The sequence below is a fragment of the Mesorhizobium loti R88b genome (assembly GCF_013170845.1).
Lineage (GTDB): Bacteria > Pseudomonadota > Alphaproteobacteria > Rhizobiales > Rhizobiaceae > Mesorhizobium > Mesorhizobium loti_B.
On the sequence record NZ_CP033367.1, the window covers coordinates 6218416 to 6244635 of the forward strand.

Sequence of the window (26220 nt, forward strand, 5' to 3'; positions counted from 1 at the left end):
GGACGCCATTTAAAGCGCTGCCGGACGAGCCGTAAGGATGCGTGCGATCAGGGGCGTGTTTGTCGCCACAGGCTTGATCCGGTCAAAGCCGGCCTGGCGGAGCATGGCGGCGATTTCGTCGACGGTGCGCGGTCTGCCTTGTCCCATGGCAAGGAGGTAGAAGCCGAAATAGGCATCGCCACTGGCCAATGCGCCCGGCGTTCCGGCCATCGGCTCGGCGATTAGCAAAGTGCCATCGGCCGCAATCGCATGTCGCGCCGCCCACAAAATGGCGAGTGCCGCCGCGTCGTCATGGTCGTGCAGGACACGGTTCAGGGTGACGAGGTCGGCGCCTTGGGGCAGCTCGTCGTCGAAGAAGCTGCCGCCAAAGGCTTTGGCGCGGCCGGCAAGCCCGGCCGCAAGGATGCGTTGGCGCGCCTGCGCCGCCACCGGCGGGAGATCGAAAAGCGTCAGCTGCAGGTCCGGCGCCGCCTGGCCGGCCGCAATCAAGAAAGCGCCGTCACCGCCCCCGATATCCAGGAGCTGTCGGTGCTGGCTCACGCGATAGGCATCGAGGATTTCGGCCGTAACGAAAGCCTGCGAGGCAGACATAAGGGTGGTGTAGTCGACATGGTGCCGTGGCTCGGCGACGGCCCCCTGGCCGGCTCCGGCATAGGCCCAATATTGCTGTAGCCGAGACCCGCCGGTGCCGGCCAGAAGCTTCAGCGGATCGCGCAGGTCGGCGTACAAAATATCGTGATGGACAATCATCGCCTTGACGCCGGTGTTGCCGACCAGAGCGGCGCCAAGCGGCCCAAGGGCATAAAGTCCCCCCCTGCGCGCTTCGATCAGTTCAAGGGCGGCAGCGGCTTTCAGCAGCCGCTCCGCGCCGTCCAGCGGCAGGCTGATTCGCTTCGAAAGCGTAGCCAGGTCGAGCGGCTGCCCGGCCAGAATCTCGAACAGGTCGACACGCACGCAAGCGGCTAGAATTTGCGAATAGACGAAACCGGCGGTCAGGTCGAACAACGCCTTTGCCTGGCGGCGCGCCACGGGTCGCGTCAGCGCAAAGCCGGCTGCCCAGCGGCGAAAAGCGGGATCGGCAACCTTGCGGTTCCTGAAATCGCGAATACGTTCGAGCCAGGCCGACAGCATGGGCTGAACCCCAGACTTGCCAAAATCCCAAGTATCTCAGGCAGCGTGCTGGGCAGCTTCCTTCGGCAGGAAACGACTTGCCTGCGCGCGGATCTGGGCCTTCAGCGCCGCCGCACCCACGCAGTCCGGGATCGATTCGGCCGCGTCCTCAACCAGCGAAAGCAGCTTCAGCGCGGCGCCGCGCGCACCGAGTTCGTGCACGGCATTGGGCCGACCGAGCGACTTGTCCTGCCCAACCGGCTTGCCAATGTCTTTTTCGCTGCACATGACATCACGAATGTCGTCGGCCACCTGATAGGCCTCGCCGAGCCTGTAGCCCAGCATGCCCCAGGGCTCGGCCGCATGCCCCGCAGCTGCGGCGCCGGCAATCGCCGCGCCGGCAAACAGCGAGCCCGTCTTGGCGCGCTGGTAAAGCGCCAGGTCTGGCGAGACTTCGCTTTCCCAGCCCTGCCCGGCAACGATACCATGTGGCATTCCGACGGCACGGGCGATGATCGTCGAAAGACTTACCGCGCGCAGCGGATCGGAAACAGCCGCAAGTGCGGCCGTCTCAAACGCGAGCACGATCAGGGCATCTCCGGCCAGAAGCGCCAGCGGCTCTCCGTAGGCGGCGTGAACCGAGGCTTTGCCGCGCCGGATCGCGGCATTGTCGAAACAAGGCATATCGTCATGAACCAGGGATGCGCAGTGCAGCAGTTCTATTGCCGCCGCGGCTGACGTGGAGACCAGAGGCTGGTCATCGCCACAAGCCAGCGCGACCGACAAGGTGAGACGCGGACGGATACGCTGCCCTGATGGAAACACGGAATGGTTCAGGGCTTTCGCCAGCAAGGGCGGCGCGGCCGGACCGGTCGCCCGCGCCAGTGCCTTCTGCAACGCCTCTTCGATCCGCTGCGAAAGATCCTCACCAGGCATGGCCGTTCCTCCATCTGTCCATTTCTATGGACTATGATGCATGTAAATGATAATTGACACAAGCCTGTGTTGAACTTTGTAGACAAAAGCCGGCGCACACCCTGCTCCAGAGACAAAAGGCTGTCGGCATGACCGGATATTTTTCCTTTCCCTTCCCCCGCCGCACCTCGGTCGGCGTCGATGTCGGCGGCGTGATCGTCGGCGGTGGCGCGCCGGTCGTGGTGCAGTCGATGACCAACACCGACACCGCCGATGTCGACCAGACCGTCGCCCAGGTTGCAGCCCTGCACCGGGCCGGCTCCGAGATCGTGCGCATCACCGTCGACCGCGACGAAAGTGCGGCCGCCGTGCCGCGCATTCATGAGCGCTTGCTGCGGCTTGGCATCAACGTGCCGCTGGTCGGCGACTTCCACTATATCGGCCACAAGCTTCTGGCCGATCATCCCGCCTGCGCCGAGGTGCTGGCCAAATACCGCATCAATCCCGGCAATGTCGGCTTCAAGGACAAGAAGGACCGGCAGTTCACGGATATCGTCGAGATGGCGATCAAGCACGACAAGCCGGTGCGCATCGGTGTCAACTGGGGTTCGCTCGACCAGGAGCTTCTGACCCGGCTGATGGACGACAACCAGGACAAGGGCTTTCCGCTGACGGCGCAGGAAGTGACGCGCGAGGCGATCGTGCAGTCGGCGATCCTGTCGGCCGAGATGGCCGAGGATATCGGCCTTGGCCGCGAAAAGATCATCCTGTCGGCCAAGGTCAGCGGCGTGCAGGACCTGATCGCCGTCTACACCGAACTCGCCACCCGCTCCAATCACGCACTGCATCTCGGCCTCACCGAGGCCGGCATGGGCTCGAAAGGCATCGTCGCTTCGTCGGCCGCCATGGGCATCCTTTTGCAGCAAGGCATTGGCGACACCATCCGCATCTCGCTGACGCCGGAGCCGAACGGCGACCGCACGCGCGAAGTGCAAGTGTCGCAGGAACTGCTGCAGACCATGGGTTTCCGGCAGTTCGTGCCGATCGTCGCCGCTTGCCCCGGCTGCGGCCGCACCACTTCCACCGTGTTCCAGGAGCTCGCCCAGAACATCCAGGCGGACCTGCGCAAGAACATGCCGGTGTGGCGCGAGAAATATCCCGGCGTCGAGAACCTCAAGGTCGCGGTGATGGGCTGCATCGTCAACGGCCCGGGCGAATCCAAGCATGCCGATATCGGCATCTCGCTGCCCGGCACGGGAGAGACGCCGACGGCGCCCGTCTTCGTCGACGGCAAGAAGGCGGCGACGCTGCGCGGGCCGTCGATCGCGGCCGATTTCGAGAAGATGGTCGCCGACTATATCGATCAACGGTTCGGTCGCTTCGAAATGGCCGCCGAGTAATCCGATGCAGCACCTCCCTGACATCCATCGGATGGCTTCGAACGCGCGAAGTGCCCCTGTCGTCGTGGTCGGTGCGGGGATGGCCGGCCTGACCACGGCGCTGATGCTTGCCGAGGCCGGATGCCGCGTAACCGTGGTGGAGAAATCGGCGCGTCCGGGTGGCAAGCTGCGCGAACTTGGCGTCGGCGGGCAGATGATCGATTCGGGGCCGACCGTGTTCACCATGCGATGGGTTTTTGAGGCCATCTTCGCCTCAGTTGGCGAACGTCTCGCCGACCACGTCCGGCTGACGAAGGCAGATATCCTGGCGCGCCACTCCTGGCAGGATGGATCGACCTTCGATCTTCATGCCGACGTCGAGCAGACAGCGGATGCCGTGGGCCGGTTTGCAGGCGCCGATGAAGCGCTCGGCTACAGGGCGTTCTGCGGGCGAACGGCCGAAGTCTTCGCCTCGCTCAACCAGTCCTTCATGGAAAACCCCGCGCCAAGCCCGATCGGACTGGCGCTGTCGGCCGGCGTTGGCGGCCTTGCCGCGCTGTCGCGGATCAAGCCCTTCACGTCGCTGTGGAACGTCGTCGGTGACTATTTCCGCGATCCCCGCCTGCGGCAGTTGTTCGGCCGCTATGCGACCTACTGCGGCTCTTCTCCGTTTTCGGCGCCCGGCCCGCTGATGCTGATCGCTCAGGTTGAGCAGATGGGGGTATGGCTGGTCGAGGGCGGCATGGCCCGGCTTGCCGACGCGTTCGAAGGGCTGGCCATCGCGCGTGGCGTGGAGTTCGTCTATGGCGCCGATGTCGCGAAGGTATCGGTGCGCGACCACCGCGCCACGGGGGTGGAACTGGCGTCAGGCCAAAAGCTCCCCGCCGAGGCAGTCGTCTTCAACGGCGATCCGGCGGCGATTTTTTCAGGATTGCTTGGGGAAGCAGCAAGAAGTGCTGTGCCGGCGTGGCGCCCTGCCGACAGGTCGCTTTCCGCGCTGACCTGGTCGGTCCACGGCCAGGCGAGAGGCTTTCCGTTGTCGCGCCATACGGTATTTTTCTCGAAGGATTACAAGCGCGAATTCGAAGACCTGCTCGGGCACGGCCAGTTGCCGCAAGACCCGACGATCTATGTCTGCGCACAGGATCGTGACACGACTGACGAACATGCCGCACCAGGCACCGAGCGCCTTTTCCTACTGGTCAATGCCCCGGCGCAGGCCGATTCCAGAACCTTGAGCAAAACGGAGATCGCATCATGCGAGAAGCGGGTGACGGCGCGCCTGGAGCAAGCGGGGCTGACGCTGTCCGTGTCGCCGGAGAACCGGGTCGTTACGACGCCATCGGACTTCAACACCCTGTTTCCGGGGACCGGGGGAGCGCTCTACGGCCGGTCGTCGCACGGCTGGGCGGCCTCGTTTCAGCGGCCGGGTTCGCGGACCAGGATCAAGGGGCTCTATCTGGCGGGCGGAGCGGTGCACCCGGGACCTGGCCTGCCGATGGCGGCGCTTTCGGGCAGGCACGCCGCGACAGCGATCCTGCGGGATTTGGCTTCGACCGTCTCGTTCCACCCAATGGCTATGCCTGGTGGTATGTCGACGCGATCAGCAGCGACGGACTCAGCGCACTGACTATCATCGCCTTTATTGGCAGTGTTTTCTCGCCCTACTACGCGGCGGCTCGGCGACGGGGCGATGCCGACCCGCTCAACCATGTGAGCATCAACGCCATTCTCTATACGCCCGGCGGCAAATACTGGGCCATGACCGAACGCGGCGCGGCCTCGATCCACCGGTCCGCCAAGGATCTTGCAATTGGTCGCAGCGCTCTGTCGCTGGCCGGAGATCGGTTGGTGATCGACATCGACGAGTGGACCGTGCCTCTGCCAAGACGTCTTCGCGGCCGCGTCACCGTCGATCTCGGTCCGATGTTTGGCCAGACCTATGCGCTCGACGACCAGAACCGCCATTCCTGGCAGCCGATCGCGCCCTGCGCGACCGCGACGGTCACCTTCGAGAACCCCGCGACAATCTGGCGTGGCAAGGCCTATGTCGACATGAATGCCGGATCCGAGCCGCTGGAGACAGCTTTCAGGAGCTGGAACTGGTCGCGCGCCGAGTTCGGCAAGGCAACGCGCATCCTTTATGATACGCAGCCCAGGACCGGCGACGGCCGTGCGCTCGCGCTGGAGTACCGTTGCGATGGAATGTCGGGGACGTTCAAGCCATCGCCACTGCAGCCGCTGCGCCGCACCGGCTGGGGCATCGCCCGAGCCACTCGCCCGCTTCAAGAGGGCGCTGCGCGTGTTCTGCGCACGCTTGAAGACACACCCTTCTACAGCCGCTCGATGATTGTGTCAGGCAACGACTTCAACCCAAGCCGTTCGATCCACGAAAGCGTGGACCTCGATCGTTTCGCCTCGCGTTGGGTTCAAACGCTACTGCCCTTCAAGATGCCGCGGCGGGCGCGCTGAGCTTTACTTTGGGCCGCGTTCGGCGTCGGCCTTATTGCGGGCGGCGCGTTCACGGTCATAGCGGCGCATGTTGAAGATCTCCCGCACGCCAAACAGCATCGCAAAGCCCAGAACCAGCGATATCTCGAAGAAGATGATGATGCCCGAACTCATTTTCCGCTTTCGAATTTCGATTCGTGACGGATAAGCAACGGGCGATTGCGGTTCGCGGTTTCAACAGCCGCAGCGCGCGCGGAAAAGCCGTCCAAAAGTTGGATCATCCGTATGGAACGGGACTTGACGTCCCACCATGGCGGAAGCGTCGGTGCGCGCCTCGGTGCCGGCATCGCCGCCACCGCGTCGATGAGGAAAGTTGCCTGCGCAACGGCCGGCTCGGCGAGACCAGTTCTGTCGGCGACCGGCGAGGCTATCGCCTCGCCGACGAGCCTGAGCTTTTGCGGCCATGTGGTGACGGCCCGGCTGGTCACCGGATTGACGCCATTTGCGATTTGCCGGCCAATGCCACGGTAAAGCAGCCGCGCGACATTGATGCCGACCCGGCAACTTCCCGGCAAGGCGGCAATGCCCGACAGCGACCGCAGGTAGAGCCTGTCCGCCTCGACCAGGAGACGATCGACCACCGAGCGGATTTCCGGCAGGTAACGCGGCGAGGCCATCCAGGCCTCCGGGTCGATGCCGGTTTCGCGCAGCCAGGAAACCGGCATGTAGAGGCGGCCATTGCCGGCATCTTCGCCGATGTCGCGAGCGATGTTGGTCAATTGCATGGCGACGCCGAGGTCGCAGGCGCGGGCCAGCACCTGCGGATCACGGCGGTCCATCACCAGGGTCATCATGAAACCGACAGTGCCCGCAACGCGCACCGCATAGGCAGTGAGATCGTCCAGCGTGTCATAGCGTTTTCCGGCCGCATCCCAGGCCATGCCTTCGATCAGCGCCTCCGGCACAGCGCGCGGTATGGCAAAGGCGGAGACGACGTCGGCAAAGCCGCGTTCGACGAAATGCGGCCCGGGGCGTCCGCCATAGATGCGGTCGAGCATCCACCCAAGCTCGTGTATCGCGGCCGTGCCGCCCGCCTCGCGATCGATCAGGTCGTCGGCCATCCGGCAAAATGCGTAGACCGCATAGGCGGGTTCGCGGATTTCGACCGGCAGCAGCAGCGAGGCGATGTAGAAAGACTGCGATCCCTGACGGATCGATGTCCGGCATGCGGCGCAATTGGCCGGCGTGGCAAAGGGTTCAAGCTGCAAATGCTGAAGCATGGGGCACGACCTTGTCGAGGATTTTCGCCGAGGACAGGACACCGGGAAGACCGGCGCCGGGATGCGTTCCGGCGCCGACCAGATAGAGACCCTCAATGGTCTCGCTGCGGTTGTTGGGTCGGAACCAGGCGCTTTGCGTCAACACCGGTTCGAAGCTGAACCCCGACCCTTTTTCCGACAGCAGCACGTCGCGGAAATGCAATGGCGTGACGAAGGACGAGGTGACGATCTCGCTTTCAAGACCCGGCATCAGCGTCGACGAGAGCCGCCGCATAACCGCCTGCCGGCGCCGTTCGCCTTCGCTGGCCCAGTCGATGTTGCCATCCAGGTTGGGCACCGGACAGAGCGCATAGAAGGCATCGCAGCCGGGCGGAGCCACGCTCGGATCGGTGGCGCTCGGCCTGTGAAGATAGATGGAGAAATCCTCGCTCAGGCGCTTCTTTTCGAAGATATCGTCCAGCAGCTCCCGGTAGCGCGGTCCAAGCAGGATGGTGTGGTGGCCAACCTTGTCATAGCGGCGCCTGGTGCCGAAATACCAGACGAACAGACCCATCGAATAACGCGCGCGGCGCAGTTTCCCCGCGCTCCAGCGGGTCGAGTTCTCCTTGCCGACCAGCTTGCCGTAGGTCCAGGCGGCATCGGCGTTGGAGACGACGATTTCGGCATGGATGGTCCCGCCACTGGCCAGCTCGACGCCACGGGCGCGGTCGCTCTCGACAAGGATCCTCGTCACCTCCGCGCCGTATCGCACGGTGCTGCCCTGTCCACGGATCAGAGCGACGAGACCGTCCACCAGCCTGCCCACGCCTCCCATCGGATAGTGCACACCCCAGCGCCGTTCCAGGTCGGGGATCAGGCAGTAGATGGCCGGCGCCCTGAATGGATTGCCGCCGATCAGCAACGGGTGAAAGCTGAGCATCGTGCGCAGTTTCGGGCTCTTCACGAAGCGGGAAACCAGGCCATGGACACTGCGATAGCCTTCCAGGCGCACGAGGTCGGGCGCGATCTTCAGCATGTCCAGCGGCGAGCCGAAGGGCATGTCCCCCAACTCCTCGAAACCCTTCACACAGATGTCGCGTGCCTTTTTCAGGAAACGCTCGTAGCCGGCAAGATCGCCAGGCGAGATGCGCATGACCTGGCGGCGCATTTCCGCATCGTCGCCAGAGCAGGCGATTTCGTCGCCGTCTTCGAAACGGATGCGGTAGAACGGCATCATGGGCCGCATATCGACGTGATCGGCCATTTTCTGTCCGCACAGCCGCCACAACTCGTCGAACAGGAACGGCGCGGTGACAATGGTCGGGCCGCGGTCGAAGGTGAAGCCGTCGCGTTTCAGCACGCCGGCGCGGCCACCGGCGTAGTCCAGCCGCTCGAGCACCGTGACCCGGTAGCCTCTCGCCCCAAGCCTGATGGCGGCCGCGAGGCCACCAAAGCCGCTGCCAATCACGAGCGCATGCGGCTTGCCAGGCGCATGCGGCTTGTCGGGGACGATGTCACGGCTGGCGTTTTTGCGGTCGCGAACTGTCAACATGAATTGACAATATTTCAGTAATACCATTTTGACAAATGGTCAGTGAAACAAAAACTCACAACACGCCGAGTTGATGTGCGAGGTCGCGGATGAGATCGGCAACGCGTTCAGGATTTTCCTCATGGACGAGATGGCCACCAGAATCGAGCGCTTGCACGCGAACCGATTTTCCGCTCGCCGCTAGCAGGACGGCATCCCTCGGAGGAACGGCGCGGTCGTTGGGGGCGGTCAACAGTATGAGTGGCATGGCGAGGCTGGCGATCTGGCCCGCGATGCCGTCGAGATTCCAGTTCGCCATCATGCCGAGCGTGCCGGCGACATGACCCGATTTGCGAAACAGCCGTTCGTAAAGTTCGATACCCACCCTGTCGATATGCGAACCCGTGCCTTCCAGCAGGCCGCGCGTGGCCTGGCTGCTCAAGGCCCGCCAGGCAAACAGTTTCGGCGCCAGCGGATTCAGGAACAGCAGCTTGGCCAAGGGCGAAAAAAGCGAGGCGCCGCGAATCGGCCGCAGCGCTCCGTTCAGCGCAATGATGCCTTTCGGCTCAATCATCGCCGCATGAGTCATGTCGACGAGGATTGCCGCACCGGCGGAGTGACCGACGACCAGAGCCGGTTCGAAATTGGTGCGGGTCAGCACGCCGCCGATCAGCCTTGCCATGCCGTCCAGCGACATGCCATTGCCGGGCGGCATGGCTGTAAAGCCATGTCCGGGCAGGTCGAGTGTAAGCACCTGAAAATTCTCCGCCAGACGTGGCGCGAGATCGCGAAAGGAATGTGTCGCCGCACCGGTGCCGTGCAGCAGGAGCAGTTGCGGACCAGTTCCCATTTGCTGCACGTGCCACGACAGGCCGCCGGACTGGATGAAGCGGCTGTGCTGGCGATTTGGCCAGTCGCCCCCATCGATCGACCAGGATGGGCGATCCTGATCGAAAAGCATGGCGCCTCAACCCTCCATACGCGCACCGATTTCGCGCGCCATGGCCTTTGAGCCACCGCGCGGCATCGGCAGATACTCGGCCGCGAGATCCCGTGCCAGCGCCTCGGCCCGCGGCTGCGGCCGCTGTGCCGTGTCGATGACGATCGAGCGGAACCCGGCGGCCCGAAACAGGCCGGCGGCCTTGCCTGTATCGTCGGCCACCCGTTCGCGGCTGCTCGTTCCATCGAGCCCGACATTGCCGCGTCCGTCGGTCAGGAAGACCGTCACCACGGTTTGCCCTTTGCTGGACATGGTGGACGCCATGGCGAGCGTGGCAAGGATGCCGCTCGCCAGCGGCGTCCCGCCACCGCCCGGCAAGGCGGACAGGCAGCGCTTGGCACGCACCAGCGACCGGGTCGGTTCAAGCAGCGTTTCCGCGCCTTTGCCGCGAAAGGCGATCAACGCGACGCTGTCGCGCCGCACATAGCATTCCGCCAGCAGCAACTCGATGGCGCCCTTGGTTTCTCCAAGCCGCTCGACCGCCGCCGAGCCGGACGCATCGACGGCGAAAATCGCCGTCGTGCCGGTCTTTTCGCGATAGCGGATATAGCGGAAATCGTCCTTGCGGATGTGCAGTCGAGATATCGATTGCGTCGCCGCCACGGCGCCTTGCGCCCGAATGCCCTGCCACGGCGCCGCCTGGCGCAGCGTGGCGAGCACGTCGATGCGGGCTCCGGGCGATGGGGGCTTGTCGGCGACTCCGATTGCCCGTCCGCGTTTGGCCCGGTTGCGTTGCGCTCCGGCCTTTCCCGCAAGGCCTCGGCTTGAACGCACCGTGCCGTTCGCCTCCAGCCCTGCCAGCAGGTGCCGGGGCATGATCGCGTCGAGCGCCTCGACCAGCATGTCTTGCGGCATGTCCTTCGACGATGTCTGGCTGTCGTTACGCGACGGTTCGGACGGCTGTTCATCCTGTTCCGCTTCGGGCGCTGGCTGGTCATCCGGTTGATCGGTCGTGTCGGCCGATTTTGGCTGCAGGCCCAGCACCAGCCGCAGTGCCGCCGCGGCATCTTCGACCTCGACGGTCGAGCGGCCGCGCAACGCCGCCGAAGCCCGTGCCGCGTGCATGAGGTGAAGCGATGCCCGCATCGAACGCGCGTCGACCGACAAAGCTACCGCGCAGAGGGCCTCGACCATGTCATCGGCAACCGACACCGAGGGCAGCAATTGCCGCGCATTCGCGATCACATAGGGTTGGTTAAGGAGCTCCGTGTCACGCCAGCCAACGCCATTCAGGTCTATGCGCAATCCAAGGCGGTCGGCCAGGGACAACGCCAGCGCTTCATCCTGATCGATCCCCTCATCGAGCGCGACAAGGGCAAACCGCGCCGCTTGCCGGGCCGACACACCATCGCGCTCGGTCCGAACATGGCCGCTGTCCAGCGCCATGCCTATGACGCCGGCGGCGGTCGGGCCGAGCCGTTCGGCCATGGCCAGCACCAGCAAACCTCCATCGGCGCAAGCAAGCACGCCGCGTTCGACAACTGGCCGCCCTGCCTCCAGAGTGGCGCCGATATCCAGTCCTCCTGCCAGCCGCGCCTCCGAGATCCCGGCAGCGATGCGGCGAAATGGAGCTTCCGGCCCGAAACAAGCCGCGACGCATTCAACCCAGCGGTCGCGCACGATGCCGGCGCGTGCCTTCACATGGACGCCTCCAAGGTCAGGATCGACCGCGATCATCGCCGCCGCGAGAACCGCGTCATTCCAAGGTTCTGTCTGCCCGACGGATTGCGCGGTCATGGCATGGCAACCTCCGCCATCGCCCGTTCGACACGCATACCGGACCCCGTTTCGTCTAACGGATCGCGCCGCAGCCGATGCCGTAGCGCGGAGATCGCGACGGCATGAACATCGGCTGACGTCACTTCGCGCTTGCCGTTGAACGCCACCAGTGCCCGCGCCGCCCGCATCAGGGTCAGTTCACCACGAAGGCCATCAACGCCGAGTTTCAGGCATAGGGACGATGCGAATTCCAGGGCGGAATCAGGTGTGTCGATTGTGGAAAGGCCATCTCGCGCCCTGGCGATTTTCGATCTCAGGCTTGCATCCTTGCGTTTCCAGCTTTCTACAAAAGCATCGCCATTGCGGTCGAACGCGTCGCGTCGCTTGACGACCTCGACCCGCGACGCGACATCTTTTGGCGAGGCAACCTCCACCGAAAGCCCGAAGCGATCGAGCAATTGCGGGCGCAACTCGCCCTCCTCCGGATTGCCGCTGCCCACAAGCACGAATCGAGCCGGGTGCCGAATGCTGAGGCCTTCGCGCTCGACGATGTTGACACCCGAGGCGGCAACGTCCAGCAGCAGGTCGACCAGATGGTCTTCCAGAAGATTGACTTCGTCGATGTAGAGGAAGCCGCGATGGGCACTTGCAAGCAGTCCAGGCTCGAACGCCTTCTCGCCCGATACAAGTGCCTTCTCCAGATCGAGAGCACCGGCCACACGATCTTCCGTCGCGCCAAGCGGCAGGTCGATCACTGGAACCGCGACCTTTCGCGGCTTGAGTTGTCCTGCATTCGCCTGATCCTTGCACCGTGAGCAATATTTCGATTGCACGCCAGGCTCGCAATTGTAACGGCAGTCGCCGGCAACCATCATCGGCGGCAGCATGCCGGCCACCGCCCGCACGGCGGTCGACTTGCCAGTGCCGCGATCGCCAAAGACAAGGATGCCGCCGATGGACGGATCGACGGCGGCGAGGATCAAGGCCCGCTTCATCTCGTCTTGGCCGACAATCGCTGAAAACGGATAGGGATAAGCCATCGGCGTATCCGACACTTTACACCCAAAAGTGTCAATCCTTCTTGCGCATCTTCGCCGTGCAAGATTGAGGAACAGGCCTTTGTTTGTTTCGGCTCGAAAGCGGCCGCACAAAAAAGTGTCCAGAAAAATTTACAGTTTTAGCCTTGACAGCGTGACGGCCCGGATTAGCTTTGCCATCGAAATCGACCTTTCGGGAGGAACGAATGATGAAGCGAACCATACTTGCGGCGGTGGCATTGACGGCTCTGATGGTCAGTGGCGCGTTCGCGGCTGACCATCAGGTCAAGATGCTGAACAAGGGCGCCAAGGGCGAGATGGTGTTCGAACCCGACTTCGTCACGGCGGCGGTCGGCGACACCGTAACGTTCATACCTACCGACGCCGGACATCTCGCGGAAACCACCCCAGGCATGCTTCCTACCGGCGGCAAGCAGTTCCAAGGCAAGGCAGGCAAGCCGATCACAATGACGATCGATGCTGAAGGGCTTTACGGCGTGAAATGCCTCCCGCACTTCTCCATGGGCATGGTTGCGCTCATTCTGGCGGGCAAGCCGACCAACCTCGATGCCGTCAAGGCGGCAGTCGACAAGATTCCCTCGCCCAAGCCGAAAAAGCACTATCAGGATCTTCTGGCGCAGCTTCCCGCGACGAACTGAATGGGTTTTCGAGCGGCATCGGCGTACTTCAGCTAGCGATGGCTTGACATACTCCATCAGGCGTTCGGCATTGAGTGCCGGTTGTGGTGTACGGCCGGCATTGAGTCCGAGGTCATGACAAAGCATTTTCCAAGTATCGGTAGCGGTAGACTGATGAGCGTCCTTGAGGTGCTGTCAGGCAAGCCGGTTTTCCCGCCGCCGATCTGGATGATGCGCCAGGCCGGCCGTTACTTGCCGGAGTATCGCGAGACCCGAAAGCAGGCCGGCAGCTTTCTTGACCTTTGCTACAATCCGGACCTGGCCTTCGAAGTGACGATGCAGCCGATCAGGCGTTTCGGATTTGACGCCTCGATCCTGTTTTCGGATATTCTCGTCGTGCCACACGCCTTGGGGCGAGACCTGCGTTTCGAGGAAGGTCGCGGGCCCTTGATGACGCCGGTAACTGCGGACGATATCCACCGCCTGGATGGATCCGATTTTCACCAGCATCTGGCTCCCGTCTATGAAACGGTTTCCCGTTTGCGCAAGGCCCTACCGACCGAGACGGCCTTGATCGGCTTCTGCGGAGCCCCTTGGACGGTGGCAACGTATATGATCGCCGGGCATGGGACGCTCGATCAGGCGCCAGGCCGTCTGTTCGCCTATCGCGAGCCGGCGGCCATGGCGCTGCTTCTGGACACGCTGGCGGATCATTCCGCAGAGTACCTCATACGTCAGGTCGACGCCGGCGCAGACGTCGTCCAGATCTTTGATTCCTGGTCGGGGGTACTCGACGAGGCTTCCTTTACCGCGTTTTGTGTTGCGCCGGTCGCGCGCATGGTCGCCAAGGTGCGCTCCGTGCATCCGAAAATCCCCATCATCGGCTTTCCCAAAGGCGCCGGGGTGTTATACGAGCGCTATCGTCAGGACACCGGCGTCGATGCCCTCGGCATCGACTGGACGGTTCCGGTTTCATTCGGCGCGCGTCTGCAATCCGACGGAGCCGTGCAAGGCAATCTCGATCCTATGCGTCTCGTCGCCGGAGGCCAGGCCCTGCGTGACGGGGTTGATGCGATCCTGAGGTCGTTGGGAAACGGCCCGCTGATCTTCAATCTCGGCCACGGCATCACACCGGAAACGCCGATCGACCACGTTGAGGCGATGATCGCCCAGGTCCGCAACGCGGCGCGCTGACCGCCAACCAATCCTCCATCGTCTGAATCGCCCGGCAACATTTTGCCAGGCGGGACTATGTGCAGACCGCTGAACTTTCCAATCGACATTGACACTTCATTATGTAACATAATGTTTACATATTGGTGGCGACTGCCCGGCGGGCGATCCAGCTCCGACCACGCAGCTCAGCCTTCATGAACGAGTGATTGAGATGCGTATCTCGACGCATTCTACACGCTGTCGAAGCATCTCATGGGGAGGAGCACCATGAACCGGTCCGATCGCGACATCCTGAACAAGGTTACATCGCCCGCTGACCTGAAATCCTTCTCCGACACCGAACTGTCCCGATTGGCCGACGAATTGCGGCAAGAAACCATTTCAGCGGTTTCGGTAACCGGCGGCCATCTTGGCGCGAGCCTTGGTGTCGTCGAACTCACAGTGGCGATCCACGCCGTCTTCGATACGCCGCGCGACACGCTGATCTTCGATGTCGGACATCAGTGCTATCCGCACAAGATCCTGACCGGCCGCCGCGACCGAATCCGCACCCTGCGGCAAGGGGGCGGGTTGTCCGGGTTCACCAAGCGCTCCGAAAGCGAATACGACCCGTTCGGCGCGGCGCATGCATCGACATCTATATCGGCGGGCCTAGGCTTTGCCGTCGCGCGCGACCTCAAGGGCGAATCCGGCGACGTGATCTGCGTCATCGGCGATGGCGCGCTCTCCGCGGGCATGGCTTACGAGGCGATGAACAATGCCGGCCACCTTGGCAAGCGGCTGATCGTCATTCTGAACGACAACGACATGTCGATCTCGCCGCCCGTCGGGGCCATGTCGGACTATTTGATCCGGCTCTATTCCGAAAAGCCGCTCCAGGACTCCAGAGCCGCCGTTTCAGTGCCGTCAACGCCGCGCAAAGCTGGAGCGGGATGGGCCGGTGGCCTTGTGGACGACCTTTCTATCGGAGGGTCGCTGTTCGAAGATCTGGGCTTCTCCTACATCGGCCCGGTCGACGGCCACGACATGGATCAGCTGCTTCGGGTACTGCGCACCGTGCGGGAACGCGCCGATGGACCCATCCTCATCCATGCGCTGACAGAAAAGGGCAAGGGCTATCCGCCGGCGGAAAACGCCGCCGATAAGTATCATGGCGTTTCCCGTTTCGACATCGTCACCGGACAGCAGCAGAAGTCGGCGCCCAAGGCGCCCAGCTATACGGCGGTGTTTGCCGACAGCTTGCTGCGTGAGGCCGAAAGTGATGAGCGCATCGTCGCCGTTACGGCTGCAATGGGGTCCGGCACCGGGCTGGACAAGTTCCAGAAACGATTTCCATCGCGCTTTTTCGATGTCGGGATCGCCGAGCAGCATGGCGTGACTTTTTGCGCAGGCATGGCTGCGGCCGGTATGCGGCCGTTCTGCGCCATATATTCAACCTTTCTGCAGCGCGGCTATGACCAGGTCGTGCACGACGTGGCTTTGCAAGGCCTGCCGGTGCGGTTCGCCATCGACAGAGCTGGGCTGGTTGGCGAGGATGGCGCGACGCATGCCGGCTCGTTCGATGTCGGCTATCTGACCAATCTTCCCGGCTTCGTGGTCATGGCGGCTGCGGACGAGGCTGAGCTTGTCCACATGGTTGCGACCGCGGCCGCTATAGATGACCGGCCCTCCGCCTTCCGTTATCCGCGAGGCGAAGGCCAGGGCGTGGTGTTGCCGGAGCGCGGGGTGGCACTCGAAATCGGCGAAGGCCGCGTGCTTCGGGAAGGATCGAAAATCGCCCTTCTGTCATTTGGCGGACGGTTGGGGGAATGTTTCAAGGCAGCCGCCGAGCTTGAAGCGAAGGGCCTTTCGACAACCATTGCCGATGCACGCTTCGCCAAGCCGCTCGATCACGGCCTTATCCTGCTGCTGGCGCGCCATCATCAGGTGGTAGTCACAATCGAGGAAGGCGCTTCCGGCGGTTTCGGCGCCCATGTCCTGCACTTCCTTGCAGCGCAAGGGTCGTTCGACCGGGGTCTTCGCATCCGCACCATGACCTTGCCCGACCGTTTCCTCGATCATGACACGCCAAGGGCAATGTATGAATCGGCAGGCCTCAATGCTTCCCATATCGTCGCTACGGCACTGGCGGCACTTGGGGTGGAATCCGAGAGCCCCCCAATGTTCGCGCCGATCGTCAGAGCCGCGCGGTGACTTTCAGCAGATGGTGTTTTGAAGCATGCCTGCACGAAGCCTGAAGATCGGGACGCGCGGCAGCCCGCTGGCCTTGGCGCAAGCCGTAGAGACACGCGCGCGGCTGATGGCGGCGCACGCAATGCCGGAAAACGCATTCGAAGTTGTCGTGATATCGACCAGCGGCGACCGCATCCAGGATCGTCCGTTGTCGGAAGCCGGCGGCAAGGGCTTGTTCACCAAGGAACTCGAAGAAGCACTGATTGACGGCCGGATTGACATCGCCGTGCACTCGTCGAAGGACATGCCGACGAAGCTGCCCGACGGTCTGGAGCTTGCCGCCTTCCTGCCACGCGAGGATCCGCGCGACGCCTTCATCAGCAAGACGGCGATGTCGATCTCGGACCTGCCGCGCGGCGCCACGATCGGCTCGTCGTCGCTGCGCCGTCACGCTCTGATCCGACGGATGCGGCCGGACCTGGATGTGGTGCAGTTTCGTGGCAATGTGCAGACCCGGCTGCGAAAACTCGACGAAGGTGTCGCCGACGGTACCATGCTTGCCTATGCCGGGCTGAAACGTCTCGGCGTCGAACATATTGCAACCGATGTGATGACGTTGGACGTATTCCCGCCGGCCCCGGGACAAGGAGCTATCTGCATCGAGAACCGCATCGGCGACACGGAAATGACAGAGATGCTCAAGGCGATCCATCATGTGGCAACCGGACAGAGCCTCGCCTGCGAGCGTGCCTTTCTGGCCGCGCTCGACGGGTCCTGCCGAACGCCGATCGCCGGCCATGCGACGATCGTTGCCGACAGGCTGTCCTTTGCAGGGCTGATCATCACGCCCGACGGAACACAATGCCATGAGATCGAAGCCGAGGGACTGATCAGCGATGCGGCCCGCATTGGCAGGCAGGCCGGAGAAACGATCCGGGACAGGGCAGGATCGGCCTTCTTCGAAGGCTGGACCTTGGTTCAAAACCCCTTGCCTTCGGCCAAAGCGCTCAGGCTTTTGACGGGTTCATCCGCCACACGGTCCAGTTCAGCGTGCCAGCGATCGTCACCCAGATGAGATAGGGAACAAATAGCACGGCAGCCGTCAACGATATTGGCGCTGCGGCGACGATGAAGGCGGCAATCAGCAGCCACAAGAGGACGACGTCGTAAAAGGCGAGGTCCATGCGGCGCGCGCCGAAGAAAAGCGCAGACCAACAGAAGTTCACCGCAAGCTGAAGGCCCCACAACCAGATCGCGGCCCCGGCCGGGGCATTGCGCCACACCAGCCATCCGGCAATGGCGATCATGACGTAGAGCGCCGTCCAGACCGGTCCAAAAAGCCAGTTCGGCGGTGTCCAGCCAGGTTTGCGCAGGCCGCGATACCATTCGCCTGGCTGAAAGAACGCGCCGCTGGTGCCGGTGACGACCATCAGCAGGAAGAAAACGAGAAGGGACCAATCGAAAGAAATGCTCGCCTCCATTAAGCCTGGCATCGCTTATTTCGATGCCTGATTACCAAACTTGCCTAGCATAAAGGGGCCGACGCGGAAATCGTCAGCGGCCAAGGATCGGAAATGTGACCGCGATAGCCCAGGCGAACAGCAGCGCGTTGGCCATCGCGGCGACAGCGGGGTGGCCGGTGCGCCGATAGACCCAGGAGCTGATCAGCCCGAACATGGTGAAGAAGACCAGGATCACCGGCACGATGATGATCAGGAAGAAGAGGCCTTCCAGGTTGAGCGCGATTGCCGCCGCCAGCGACAACAGAAAGCAAATCTTGGTGAAGAAGTATGCGCCTTTTCGTGCATTGGTGCCGCGCGTCAGCCACTCGTCGGCGATGAAATAGGGCAGCAGGCCGATCGCCATGGTGACGACGAGCAGCCAGCGGCCGGATGTCGGGACAAAGGATGTGATGAAAGCGTCTATCGGCAGATAGATCCCGGCAAGACAGAAGAGCGTTACCGCAACGATTGCTCCAGCAATCCCGCGCCAGTCGAGCGCGTCTGCCTTTGCGCCGACACCGCGAAACCAGAAAAGACCGCCGGCGGTCAAAAGCCCAAACAGCAGGAAATGCGCCGCGAGATAGCCGCCGACCGGAACCGGCAGGACATCGACAGGCGCTTTCCACAGGATCAGCGGGGTCAGCATTGCCGGCACGACACCGGTCACGGCAAGCTGAGCCCAGCGCGCGTCGGCGCCGACGGGCTGCCGCATAATGCGGGGCAAGAGCCCCGTCGCAAAACGCGCGATGATCAACATGCCAACAAAGAACAGACCGAGGGAAAGGCCGCGTGCCTCGACAGGTGCCGAGATCGTGCGCGTGAACACCAGATTGAGCCAGTCGCGGGCCGCAGCCAGGCTTTCGCTGCTGTAAAGCACCCCGACATGTTCGACGTGATCGGCAAAGATCACTCGCCGCGCCGAGCCACCGGCGATGCTGCCATAGGTCTCGCCTTCCTGCGCATTGCCGCCAGCTGCCAGGTCGGCGGCGCGCAGCGCCTCGCGTTTGAGACCGCTCTCCCAATCGCCGACGACGATCAGCAGGTCCTTCGGTGAGGTCGCCGTCACCGCAGGCGAGAACATCGAGATCGCCACCGTCGCCGAGACGTCCGGATGGGCGACGGCATAGCGCATGATCACATCCGTCGCCATCGAATGGCCCAGCACCGCCAGCCGGCCATCCGATCCCGGCAGGGCGCGCGCGAAGTCTGCGACCATGCCGAGCTGCCGGACCAGATTGGCCGTCGCACCTTCGACCTTGGTCACATCGCCGGTGAGCGGCATCGGATTGCGCCCATGTCCAAGCAGATCATAGGTCACGACGAGATAGCCGCTGCGTGCCAGGGTAATGGCAAAAGGCTGCATGAGCTGTTGCGAGCCGGCAAATCCATGGGCGATCACCACGACGGGCGCAGGCTTCATGGGCACCATTTCGAAGATGGTAACCGGCGTGCCGGCGACGGACGACCGTGTCACCGAAAGCCCATCGGTCGAGGTGAGCAACCGCCAAAGACCAACACACGCCGCCAGAACTGCGACGGCGAAGATCAGTCCCCGCGCGAGAGCGGCACCCCGCCCGCGGCTGCGTGCAAAACGTGCCGCCGTTGCTCCCCGCATCCCATTTTCTCGCAACGCGTCGATCTGTCGGTCGGCAAACAAAGGCATTGTCCTCGCTAAGCGAAAGTGACAGTCTAAGGTGTAAAATTTATTTTACCAACTGCAAGAGTGCCGCATCATGACGATTGGCGCCAGAGGACCGGAAGCCATATGGGCCCCGCCTATGGGACCCGCCGCGCCGCGCGACCTGTGCACGGATTGTGGCATTTCCAGAAGCAGCGATCCCAAGGCCTGCGGACGCGCGTGCCAGTTCATCAAGCCTGACTATGATGCACTTGAGCAGCGCGTGCATGGCCGCTCACGCGACCCCGATCGTGCTGACGAAACGCATTTCGGCCCCTTCCGCCGCATGGTTCGAGCCTCGCTGGTGGCGCCGCTGGAGGGCGCTCAGTGGTCCGGCATCACAACCCGCATTGCCGAGCGCCTGCTTGAGACCGGCGCGGTCGATGCGGTGCTGACAATGGCACCCGACCCCGCCGACAAATGGCGGCCCGTCCCGGTCCTGGTGACGAAGCCGGAAGGCATGGCGGCGTGCCGCGGCATGCGCATGGGGTACGCGCCCCTGCTCGCTTTGCTCGAGCCTGCGATGAAGCGCGGTTACAAACGACTGGCGGTTATCGGAATCCCCTGCCAGGTTCACGCCTTGCGCAGCCTGGAACGTGAGTACGGCTTCGAGCGGCTCTATGTCATCGGCACGCCGTGTTCCGACAACACCACGACAGAGCGGTTTCACCAGTTTCTCGATCTGCTGGCTGAAGATCCCGAGACCATCACATACCTGGAATTCAGGGCGGATTTCCATGTCGAGCTTCGGTTTACCAACGGCACGGTGAAGGAAATCCCATTCCTCAAGCTACCGATTTCGAAGCTGCCGCCGGACTTCTTCCCGCTGACCTGCAGAACCTGTGTCGACTACACAAACGTGCTCGCCGATATCACCGTCGGCTACATGGGCGGTCAGGGTGAACAATGGCTTTTGATCCGCAATGACCGTGGTGAGGAGTTGGTGCAGCTGCTCGGCAACGAGTTGCGCATGACGACGCCAGGCAGTCGCGGCAGCCGCCGTGGACCGGTCAAGGGTTTCCTGGCCAATGTCGAGCGGGCGGCGGGCGGATTGCCACTGCGCGCCATGCCTGACTGGCTACGGCCCATCGTCGGATGGCTGATGCCAAGGATCGGACCGCGCGGCCTCGAGTTCGCGCGCGCACGTGTCGACATGAAGGCGGTCGAAACGGTCCTGCACCTGCGCCGCGAAAGGCCTCGCCGGCTGCGCACCATGGTGCCCAGGCATATATGGTCTCTGGTGAAGCCCTACGGGATTAAGCCGCGGGACCGCGAGCAGCCGTAACCCAGCCTGCTATTCCTCGTCGCTGGCTATGCCGAACTTGTTCATCTTGAGATAGAGCGCCTGCCGGCTCAAGCCCAGGACACGCGCTGCCGAGGCACGGTTGTTGCCTGTCAGGTTCAACGCAGCTTCGATGCACATCTTTTCGATGACGTCGGTGGTGTCGCGCACAAGATCCTTCATCGGAACGCGGCCGATCATCTCGACAAGGTTTTCGGCGGTGCGCGTCAGGTCACTGTTGCCGCGGCCCGGCCGTGCACCCTCCGTGGAAAGGGCACGGATGACAAAGCCATAACCCGGCGGGCTGCGGTCCAGCATGGCGACGGCGGAAAGATCCACATCGGTCGACTGGCCATTCATCCCCTTGACGGTGCCCGCGAAGGTCTGGACGCGGCCGTGACGCCGAACATTCTGCAGCAGCACATCCTGCTCGATGTTGCTCCATTCGAAGAAATCACCAAACGATCTTCCGACAGCGTGCGCGGCAAGCGGGAGTCCGGCAAGCGCCAGAAACGATTCGTTGGCCCATAGAACCTTTCCTTGGTCGTCGGTCAGCAGAACGCCTTCAGCGGCGTTGCGCACCAGCGAATCCAGCCCGAGATCGGGAGCCGCGTGCAGATCGGCAGCGCTGTCCGGCTCCGATACGCGCACCATGATAAGCCTGAGATCGCCGGCGCGAAAAAGCTCGGCGGCCAGAACGAGGCGTCTGTCATTCGGGCCATCGGACAGGCTGAGCGTGACCGGTGTGCCGGACGCCAAAACGGCGGCGAGCATGGCTTGCACGTCAGCCTGCTGGTGCTTGTCAAACAAGGCGGAAAGCCTCCTGCCGCTCAACCCGGCACCCGCGAAGCCGACAATTGCCGCAGCGCGAGGGTTGGCCTCGCGGATCTTGCCGCTGGCCGCATCGACAATGATGATTGCCTCAGAGGCGGTTTCGAACAGCAAGCGATAATGTGCCTCCGCCTGACGTTGGTTCTTGGCGTTCTGCTCAAGCGACTGCCTGTTGGCCAGGAGCCTGGACTGAAGCTCCGCGACCACGCGCAGATCGCGCCCAAGCAGAACGATCTGACCGTCGCCACCCACCTTGAAGGCGGAGTACTGTATCGGAAGATCCCTGCCGCCATCGAGCAGATGACTGATGTCGAAGCGCGTCGCGGAACCTCCATCGCGCGCCGTTCGCAACATCTTTTTGAGTGTCGATCGGCTGCTGCTCCGTACGACCCCTTCAATCGGCTGGCCGCGCCAGGAGGGAATCCCCGCTGAAGATAGCTGATCCAGATTGTGCGACAGATCATCAATGACGTCGTTGTAGTCGACCACCAGCGTCAGATCGGCGGCGGCCGACAGGAGATTGGCCACGGTGCGCACATCTGCCTGCAAAAGATGCGTTTCGGGATGTTGAAACTCAGCTGTCATGGCGATGAAAATCCGACTTCGTGGAGCCGATAAAGGGGCGATGGTCGGTCGTGTCGGAGAGATGAACCACGCAACTAAGGCAGATTGACGCCGACCGGCCCCTCGCCGGTTTCGCCCGCTTTTGCTATTTATTGTTGGTCTTGTCCAGTGTTGCGTTGCCGCATCTGTCACAATGGCGTTACACTGATTCTGTCGCCTGGATAGGTCAGCTGGCGCGACATAGCCGGGGAAAACAACCGGTAATCAATAGGGAGCGTACGCTTGTCAGCTTACCTTGAGACGAGACCGAGAAGCGAAATGTTCCGCTTCGTGCTCCGCCATGAAACCAGGGCGGAGCATGGCGGACTGGACCAGCATCCCGCATTCGCCTCGTTGCTGGACGGAACCATGAGCCTCGACAGCTATCGGAACCTGATGCTTGCCTTCCATGGGTTCTACCTTCGTGTCGACGAACCGTTGCAGCAGGCCTGCGGTCGTCACGGGCTCGACCGCTTCAGCTTCGTCTACGAACCTCGCACGGCAATCTTGGCGAGCGACCTGAGGGTGCTCGGTACGGACGTTCCACTTTGGACGAGCCAATCACCTTCGGTTCAGAAACTTGACGTCGACTCAATCGAGTCACTGGGGGGCGCGCTATATGTTTTCGAAGGCTCTTTGCTCGGCGCCTCGATGATGTGCGCTTCAACCGATAGCCTCCTTCAAAGGTTCGGAACCGGGGGCAACGTTTACTGGAAGTGGTGCCGGGAAGCTGGATCGAAACGCTGGGCGATGACATGTCAACTGATCGAAAGGCTGGCGACATCGGATCAAGCGAAAGCCCGTATGGTCGACGCAGCCCAAACGGCGTTCAGGTCTTTCGCGCAATGGCTGGATCACTGGGATGACGGTGCGTTCCAGCGGAGCCGCAAGCAGTGCTAAAGCGCTCCGTCGACCTGACGTCATGCGACACCGAACCGATCCACATGATCGGCGCCATTCAGCCGATAGGGGCGCTGATCGCGGTTGATGGGGCCACCCTTCTAATCGAGTTTGCGAGCAGTAACACGGATGCCTTCTTCGGTCGTTCCTGCCAAGACCTTATCGGCAAGCCGCTGTCTTCTCTGTTAGGCGAAAGCCAGTGTGCGGAACTCGCCACGCGGGGATTGAGCCCGTCGATGCCAGACCTGCTCAGGCCTTGGTTCGTCAGCGTTTCAAAGCCAGACGGGTCCATGGCGAAACTGGAGTGTTTTCCCCACAGCCACGAAGGACGGATAATCCTGGAGTTTGTAGCGCTTCAGGATGGGCCCGCGGTGATGTGGGAACAGGATCTCGTCCGCCAGCGCATAATCTCCGAGCTGATCCGGCCTGAAACGTTGACCGAACTTGCCCAGGTCGGCGCTCAAATCATACGGGAAGTCACTGGATTCGATCGCGTGATGATCTATCGTTTCGCTGAAGACAAGCACGGTGAAGTCATTGCCGAAAGCACCATTCGCGACGACAGTTTTCTGGGGCTCCACTACCCAGCTTCAGATATTCCCGATCCGGCACGGCGCCATTTCGTCCTGAATGTCATTCGCACCATACCGGACATCAACGCGGAACCCGTGCCTATCATGACGCGGGCTGGTGTCGCTGCTGATGCCCGATCGCAAACACCGCTCGATTTGACCTTCTCAAAGCTGCGAGCGGTTGCACCGGTTCACGTCGAGTATCTCAACAACATGGGTGTCGGCGCGAGCATGTCGATTTCCCTGATATCCAATAACGAGTTGTGGGGTCTCGTTGCCTGCCATCACTATGGCCCGCTGCACCTCAGTTGGAGCAGACTGCGTTTCTGCGAGCTTCTCGGCGGGACGATTTCGGCCCTCCTGCAGAGCTTGGAGAACACGATCCAGCTGCGTCAAAGCATTCGTGCGGAGAAGACCGCATTTGCCATCGAGCGTGATGCCAGATCAGGCAAGCCGCTTAGGGACGTCGTCCACGATCATGCGGCCATGCTCATGGAACAGAGCAGCGCCCACGGGATGATATTGAACCTCGGCGACGCGCGGATCGAGATGGGGAGAGTGCCTAGTCTCGCGACGGATTTCGCACAGCTCCGGCGTGCAATGATCGAGGGAGTATCAACCACCGATAATCTCTCAGGAATGCTTGGAACAGATGGCTCATCCGAAGTGGCCGGCGCGGCCATGATGGAGCTGTCCGAGGACGGCAAGGACTGGCTGATCCTGTTTCGCGAAGCGTTCGAGCACACCATTCGGTGGGCAGGGAGACCGGAGAAAGTCGGCACGACGCTTGAAGACGGCTCCATTCGACTTTCGCCCCGCGGATCGTTCGCGCTTTGGCGGGAGGAACGACTTGGCCGCAGCAAGCCGTTCACCGAGATCGATAGCGAAATTCTGCGGATTACGAGACGGGCGCTATTCGCAATGAATAGCCTCGACCGAGAGCGGGCCGCCGTCGTAGCAAAGAGCCATGCGGAAGCGGAAAAGGCGCGGATACGCCTTGTTCTTTTGGATGCGGCGCGGAACCGATCCATGGGCGAGCTGGCGTCCGCGCTTGCGCATGAATTGAACCAGCCACTCTCGGCGGTGACAAACTATGTCAACGCATGCCGGCAAGAGTTGAAGAATTATGGGGTCGATGTACCCGAAGGCGTCGGGCGGCTGATGGACAGCGCGGTATCGGAATCCTCGCGTGCCGCCGATCTGGTCCGCCGGCTTCGCAATTTCATTGGACAAGGCGAAATCGCACTAGAATCGATCGACCTGCACGCTGTGATCCGGCAAGCCGTCGAACTCGCACTCGTTGCAAGTGACGAAGCGCCGCCCCGCATCGTATTGAGTTTCGCCGATGGCATGCCGCCGATCCAGGCAGATCCGGTGCAGATTGGCCAGGTTATTTTGAATCTGGTTCGCAACAGCCTGACGGCGATGGCCCAGACGACGAAGAGGGTGCTGACTATTTCAACGCGCTTCGACGACCATCTCGTCGAAGTATCCGTTAGGGACACCGGCGCGGGAATAGACAAAGACATCGAGCAAACGCTCTTTGAACCCTTTCACAACTCAACCACAAGTGGGATGGGAATCGGGTTGTCCCTTTCGCGCTCGATCGTAGAGGCCCATGGCGGCAGGATCTGGACCGAACCGGTCCAGGACGGGGCGCAGTTCTTCTTTACCCTGGATAGAAACGGTCGGCAAAATGGTTGAGCCAGGGGTCCGCAAATCCATCTACATCGTTGACGACGACGAATCCGTGCGAGATTCGTTGTGCGCCCTCTTGTCAGCGCATGGTTTCCGGCCGGTTCCCTCCCAATCGGCTGAAGATTTCCTCGAGAATTTCGATCCGCAAAATGCGCTCTGCGCCTTTATCGACCTGCGGATGCCGGGCATAGGCGGCATCGAGTTGCTGAAACTGCTGGCAGCCAAGGCTCCCATTGTTCCTGTCGTTATACTGACTGCTCACGGCGACGTTCCGTTGGCAGTGGAGGCCATGCGGGCCGGGGCCGTAGACTTCATCGAAAAACCCGGATCCCAGGAGCAGCTTCTGGCGGCCATTGACGCCGCCGCCAATCGTCTGGCTAACCGGCCGCAGCCAAAGTTGCCGCAAAGTATCGTGACAGAGCGACTGGCGCGGCTGACCAGCCGGGAGAAGGAAGTGCTCGACCATGTTGTGCTGGGCATGACCAACAAGCACATCGCTGACCAACTCCATATCAGTCAGCGCACGGTTGAGATTCACCGTGCCCGCATCCGCGAAAAGATGGAGGCGCGAGGCCTCGCCGACCTGATCCGGATGATGAAATAGGCCGGGAAAATCTCGAGATCTGGCATAAGTATTTTATACGTAGCGGAATAACCGAAATAGCAACAAGGATACGTTTGCACTTAACTTGATCGAGGGGAAAACGCCTGCAGGCAAATGATCTAAAAACAACCTTCAATGTCTGCACGACAACCGGGAGGTCACG

22 protein-coding genes are annotated in these 26220 nt (G+C 62.3%); 11 read left to right on the forward strand and 11 right to left on the reverse strand.

What is annotated here, in order from left to right; all coding sequences use genetic code 11:
* Window positions 1–9: 9 nt before the first annotated feature.
* Together EB235_RS30290 and EB235_RS30295 are read right to left on the reverse strand one after the other, a co-directional pair.
* Entirely contained in the window at window positions 10–1131 is a 1122-nt protein-coding gene (locus EB235_RS30290) for a methyltransferase (protein ID WP_032926002.1), read from the reverse strand.
* 36 nt (window positions 1132–1167) lie between these two features.
* Window positions 1168–2046 (reverse strand): polyprenyl synthetase family protein, encoded by an 879-nt coding sequence (locus EB235_RS30295; RefSeq protein WP_027033734.1) that lies wholly within the window; start codon window positions 2044–2046, stop codon window positions 1168–1170.
* A 128-nt stretch (window positions 2047–2174) separates the two neighbouring features.
* Between EB235_RS30295 and ispG the strand changes: the two genes are divergently transcribed.
* The 3 genes from ispG to EB235_RS30310 all read left to right on the forward strand — a co-directional run bounded on the left by ispG (window position 2175) and on the right by EB235_RS30310 (window position 5876).
* On the forward strand, window positions 2175–3425 hold the full coding sequence (ispG, locus tag EB235_RS30300) for a flavodoxin-dependent (E)-4-hydroxy-3-methylbut-2-enyl-diphosphate synthase (protein WP_171878159.1): 1251 nt from the start codon (window positions 2175–2177) through the stop codon (window positions 3423–3425).
* Between the two features lie 4 nt (window positions 3426–3429).
* Window positions 3430–5034, forward strand: a complete 1605-nt coding sequence (crtD, locus tag EB235_RS30305) for a 1-hydroxycarotenoid 3,4-desaturase CrtD (protein ID WP_245268908.1) — start codon at window positions 3430–3432, stop codon at window positions 5032–5034.
* 83 nt (window positions 5035–5117) lie between these two features.
* A complete protein-coding gene (locus EB235_RS30310) occupies window positions 5118–5876 on the forward strand; it encodes a hydratase (RefSeq protein ID WP_208603644.1) in 759 nt (252 codons plus the stop codon).
* A 3-nt stretch (window positions 5877–5879) separates the two neighbouring features.
* Here the strand turns inward: EB235_RS30310 and EB235_RS30315 are convergent, their stop codons facing one another.
* The 6 genes from EB235_RS30315 to bchI are packed head-to-tail and all read right to left on the reverse strand — an operon-like array spanning window position 5880 to window position 12404.
* Window positions 5880–6029 (reverse strand): hypothetical protein, encoded by a 150-nt coding sequence (locus EB235_RS30315; protein WP_155256473.1) that lies wholly within the window; start codon window positions 6027–6029, stop codon window positions 5880–5882.
* A complete protein-coding gene (locus EB235_RS30320; RefSeq protein ID WP_032926000.1) occupies window positions 6026–7135 on the reverse strand; it encodes a phytoene/squalene synthase family protein in 1110 nt (369 codons plus the stop codon). Before EB235_RS30320 ends, EB235_RS30315 begins: the two co-directional genes overlap by 4 nt.
* The gene (locus EB235_RS30325; RefSeq protein WP_027033730.1) at window positions 7113–8666 is read right to left on the reverse strand and encodes a phytoene desaturase; all 1554 of its coding nucleotides are present in this window, start codon (window positions 8664–8666) and stop codon (window positions 7113–7115) included. Before EB235_RS30325 ends, EB235_RS30320 begins: the two co-directional genes overlap by 23 nt.
* Before the next feature lie 55 nt (window positions 8667–8721).
* Window positions 8722–9606, reverse strand: a complete 885-nt coding sequence (bchO, locus tag EB235_RS30330) for an alpha/beta fold hydrolase BchO (protein ID WP_027033729.1) — start codon at window positions 9604–9606, stop codon at window positions 8722–8724.
* Window positions 9607–9612: 6 nt separating this feature from the next.
* Window positions 9613–11382 carry a magnesium chelatase subunit D gene (locus EB235_RS30335; RefSeq protein WP_027033728.1) on the reverse strand — a complete coding sequence of 590 codons (1770 nt, stop codon included), beginning with the start codon at window positions 11380–11382 and terminating at the stop codon, window positions 9613–9615.
* A complete protein-coding gene (gene bchI / locus EB235_RS30340) occupies window positions 11379–12404 on the reverse strand; it encodes a magnesium chelatase ATPase subunit I (RefSeq protein WP_027033727.1) in 1026 nt (341 codons plus the stop codon). The genes EB235_RS30335 and bchI overlap by 4 nt, the downstream gene beginning before the upstream one ends.
* A gap of 203 nt (window positions 12405–12607) precedes the next feature.
* Between bchI and EB235_RS30345 the strand changes: the two genes are divergently transcribed.
* The 4 genes from EB235_RS30345 (at window position 12608) to hemC (ending at window position 17462) form a co-directional block, all read left to right on the forward strand.
* A complete protein-coding gene (locus EB235_RS30345; protein ID WP_027033726.1) occupies window positions 12608–13060 on the forward strand; it encodes a pseudoazurin in 453 nt (150 codons plus the stop codon).
* Window positions 13061–13174: 114 nt separating this feature from the next.
* A complete protein-coding gene (hemE, locus tag EB235_RS30350; RefSeq protein ID WP_032925998.1) occupies window positions 13175–14233 on the forward strand; it encodes a uroporphyrinogen decarboxylase in 1059 nt (352 codons plus the stop codon).
* A 249-nt stretch (window positions 14234–14482) separates the two neighbouring features.
* Complete coding sequence (dxs, locus tag EB235_RS30355; protein ID WP_051429788.1) at window positions 14483–16408, forward strand: 1-deoxy-D-xylulose-5-phosphate synthase; 1926 nt, start codon at window positions 14483–14485, stop codon at window positions 16406–16408.
* Between the two features lie 25 nt (window positions 16409–16433).
* On the forward strand, window positions 16434–17462 hold the full coding sequence (gene hemC, locus EB235_RS30360) for a hydroxymethylbilane synthase (protein ID WP_080680949.1): 1029 nt from the start codon (window positions 16434–16436) through the stop codon (window positions 17460–17462).
* Here the strand turns inward: hemC and EB235_RS30365 are convergent.
* Together EB235_RS30365 and EB235_RS30370 are read right to left on the reverse strand one after the other, a co-directional pair.
* Complete coding sequence (locus tag EB235_RS30365) at window positions 17395–17880, reverse strand: TspO/MBR family protein (protein ID WP_245268907.1); 486 nt, start codon at window positions 17878–17880, stop codon at window positions 17395–17397. The genes hemC and EB235_RS30365 overlap by 68 nt on opposite strands.
* Before the next feature lie 61 nt (window positions 17881–17941).
* Window positions 17942–19504, reverse strand: a complete 1563-nt coding sequence (locus EB235_RS30370) for an alpha/beta hydrolase (protein ID WP_027033723.1) — start codon at window positions 19502–19504, stop codon at window positions 17942–17944.
* 118 nt (window positions 19505–19622) lie between these two features.
* Here EB235_RS30370 and EB235_RS30375 point away from each other — a divergent pair, with 118 nt between their 5' ends.
* The gene (locus tag EB235_RS30375; RefSeq protein WP_027033722.1) at window positions 19623–20852 is read left to right on the forward strand and encodes a Coenzyme F420 hydrogenase/dehydrogenase, beta subunit C-terminal domain; all 1230 of its coding nucleotides are present in this window, start codon (window positions 19623–19625) and stop codon (window positions 20850–20852) included.
* A 9-nt stretch (window positions 20853–20861) separates the two neighbouring features.
* On the opposite strand, the gene ppsR is transcribed toward EB235_RS30375, so the two are convergent.
* Entirely contained in the window at window positions 20862–22436 is a 1575-nt protein-coding gene (gene ppsR, locus EB235_RS30380; protein WP_167334901.1) for a transcriptional regulator PpsR, read from the reverse strand.
* 126 nt (window positions 22437–22562) lie between these two features.
* Here ppsR and EB235_RS30385 point away from each other — a divergent pair, with 126 nt between their 5' ends.
* From EB235_RS30385 to EB235_RS30395, 3 genes are read left to right on the forward strand one after another with little or no spacing between them, the layout of a single operon-like run.
* A complete protein-coding gene (locus EB235_RS30385; protein ID WP_027033720.1) occupies window positions 22563–23183 on the forward strand; it encodes a biliverdin-producing heme oxygenase in 621 nt (206 codons plus the stop codon).
* On the forward strand, window positions 23177–25459 hold the full coding sequence (locus tag EB235_RS30390; protein ID WP_027033719.1) for an ATP-binding protein: 2283 nt from the start codon (window positions 23177–23179) through the stop codon (window positions 25457–25459). Before EB235_RS30385 ends, EB235_RS30390 begins: the two co-directional genes overlap by 7 nt.
* Window positions 25452–26057 (forward strand): response regulator transcription factor, encoded by a 606-nt coding sequence (locus tag EB235_RS30395; protein WP_027033718.1) that lies wholly within the window; start codon window positions 25452–25454, stop codon window positions 26055–26057. Before EB235_RS30390 ends, EB235_RS30395 begins: the two co-directional genes overlap by 8 nt.
* Window positions 26058–26220 lie beyond the last annotated feature (163 nt).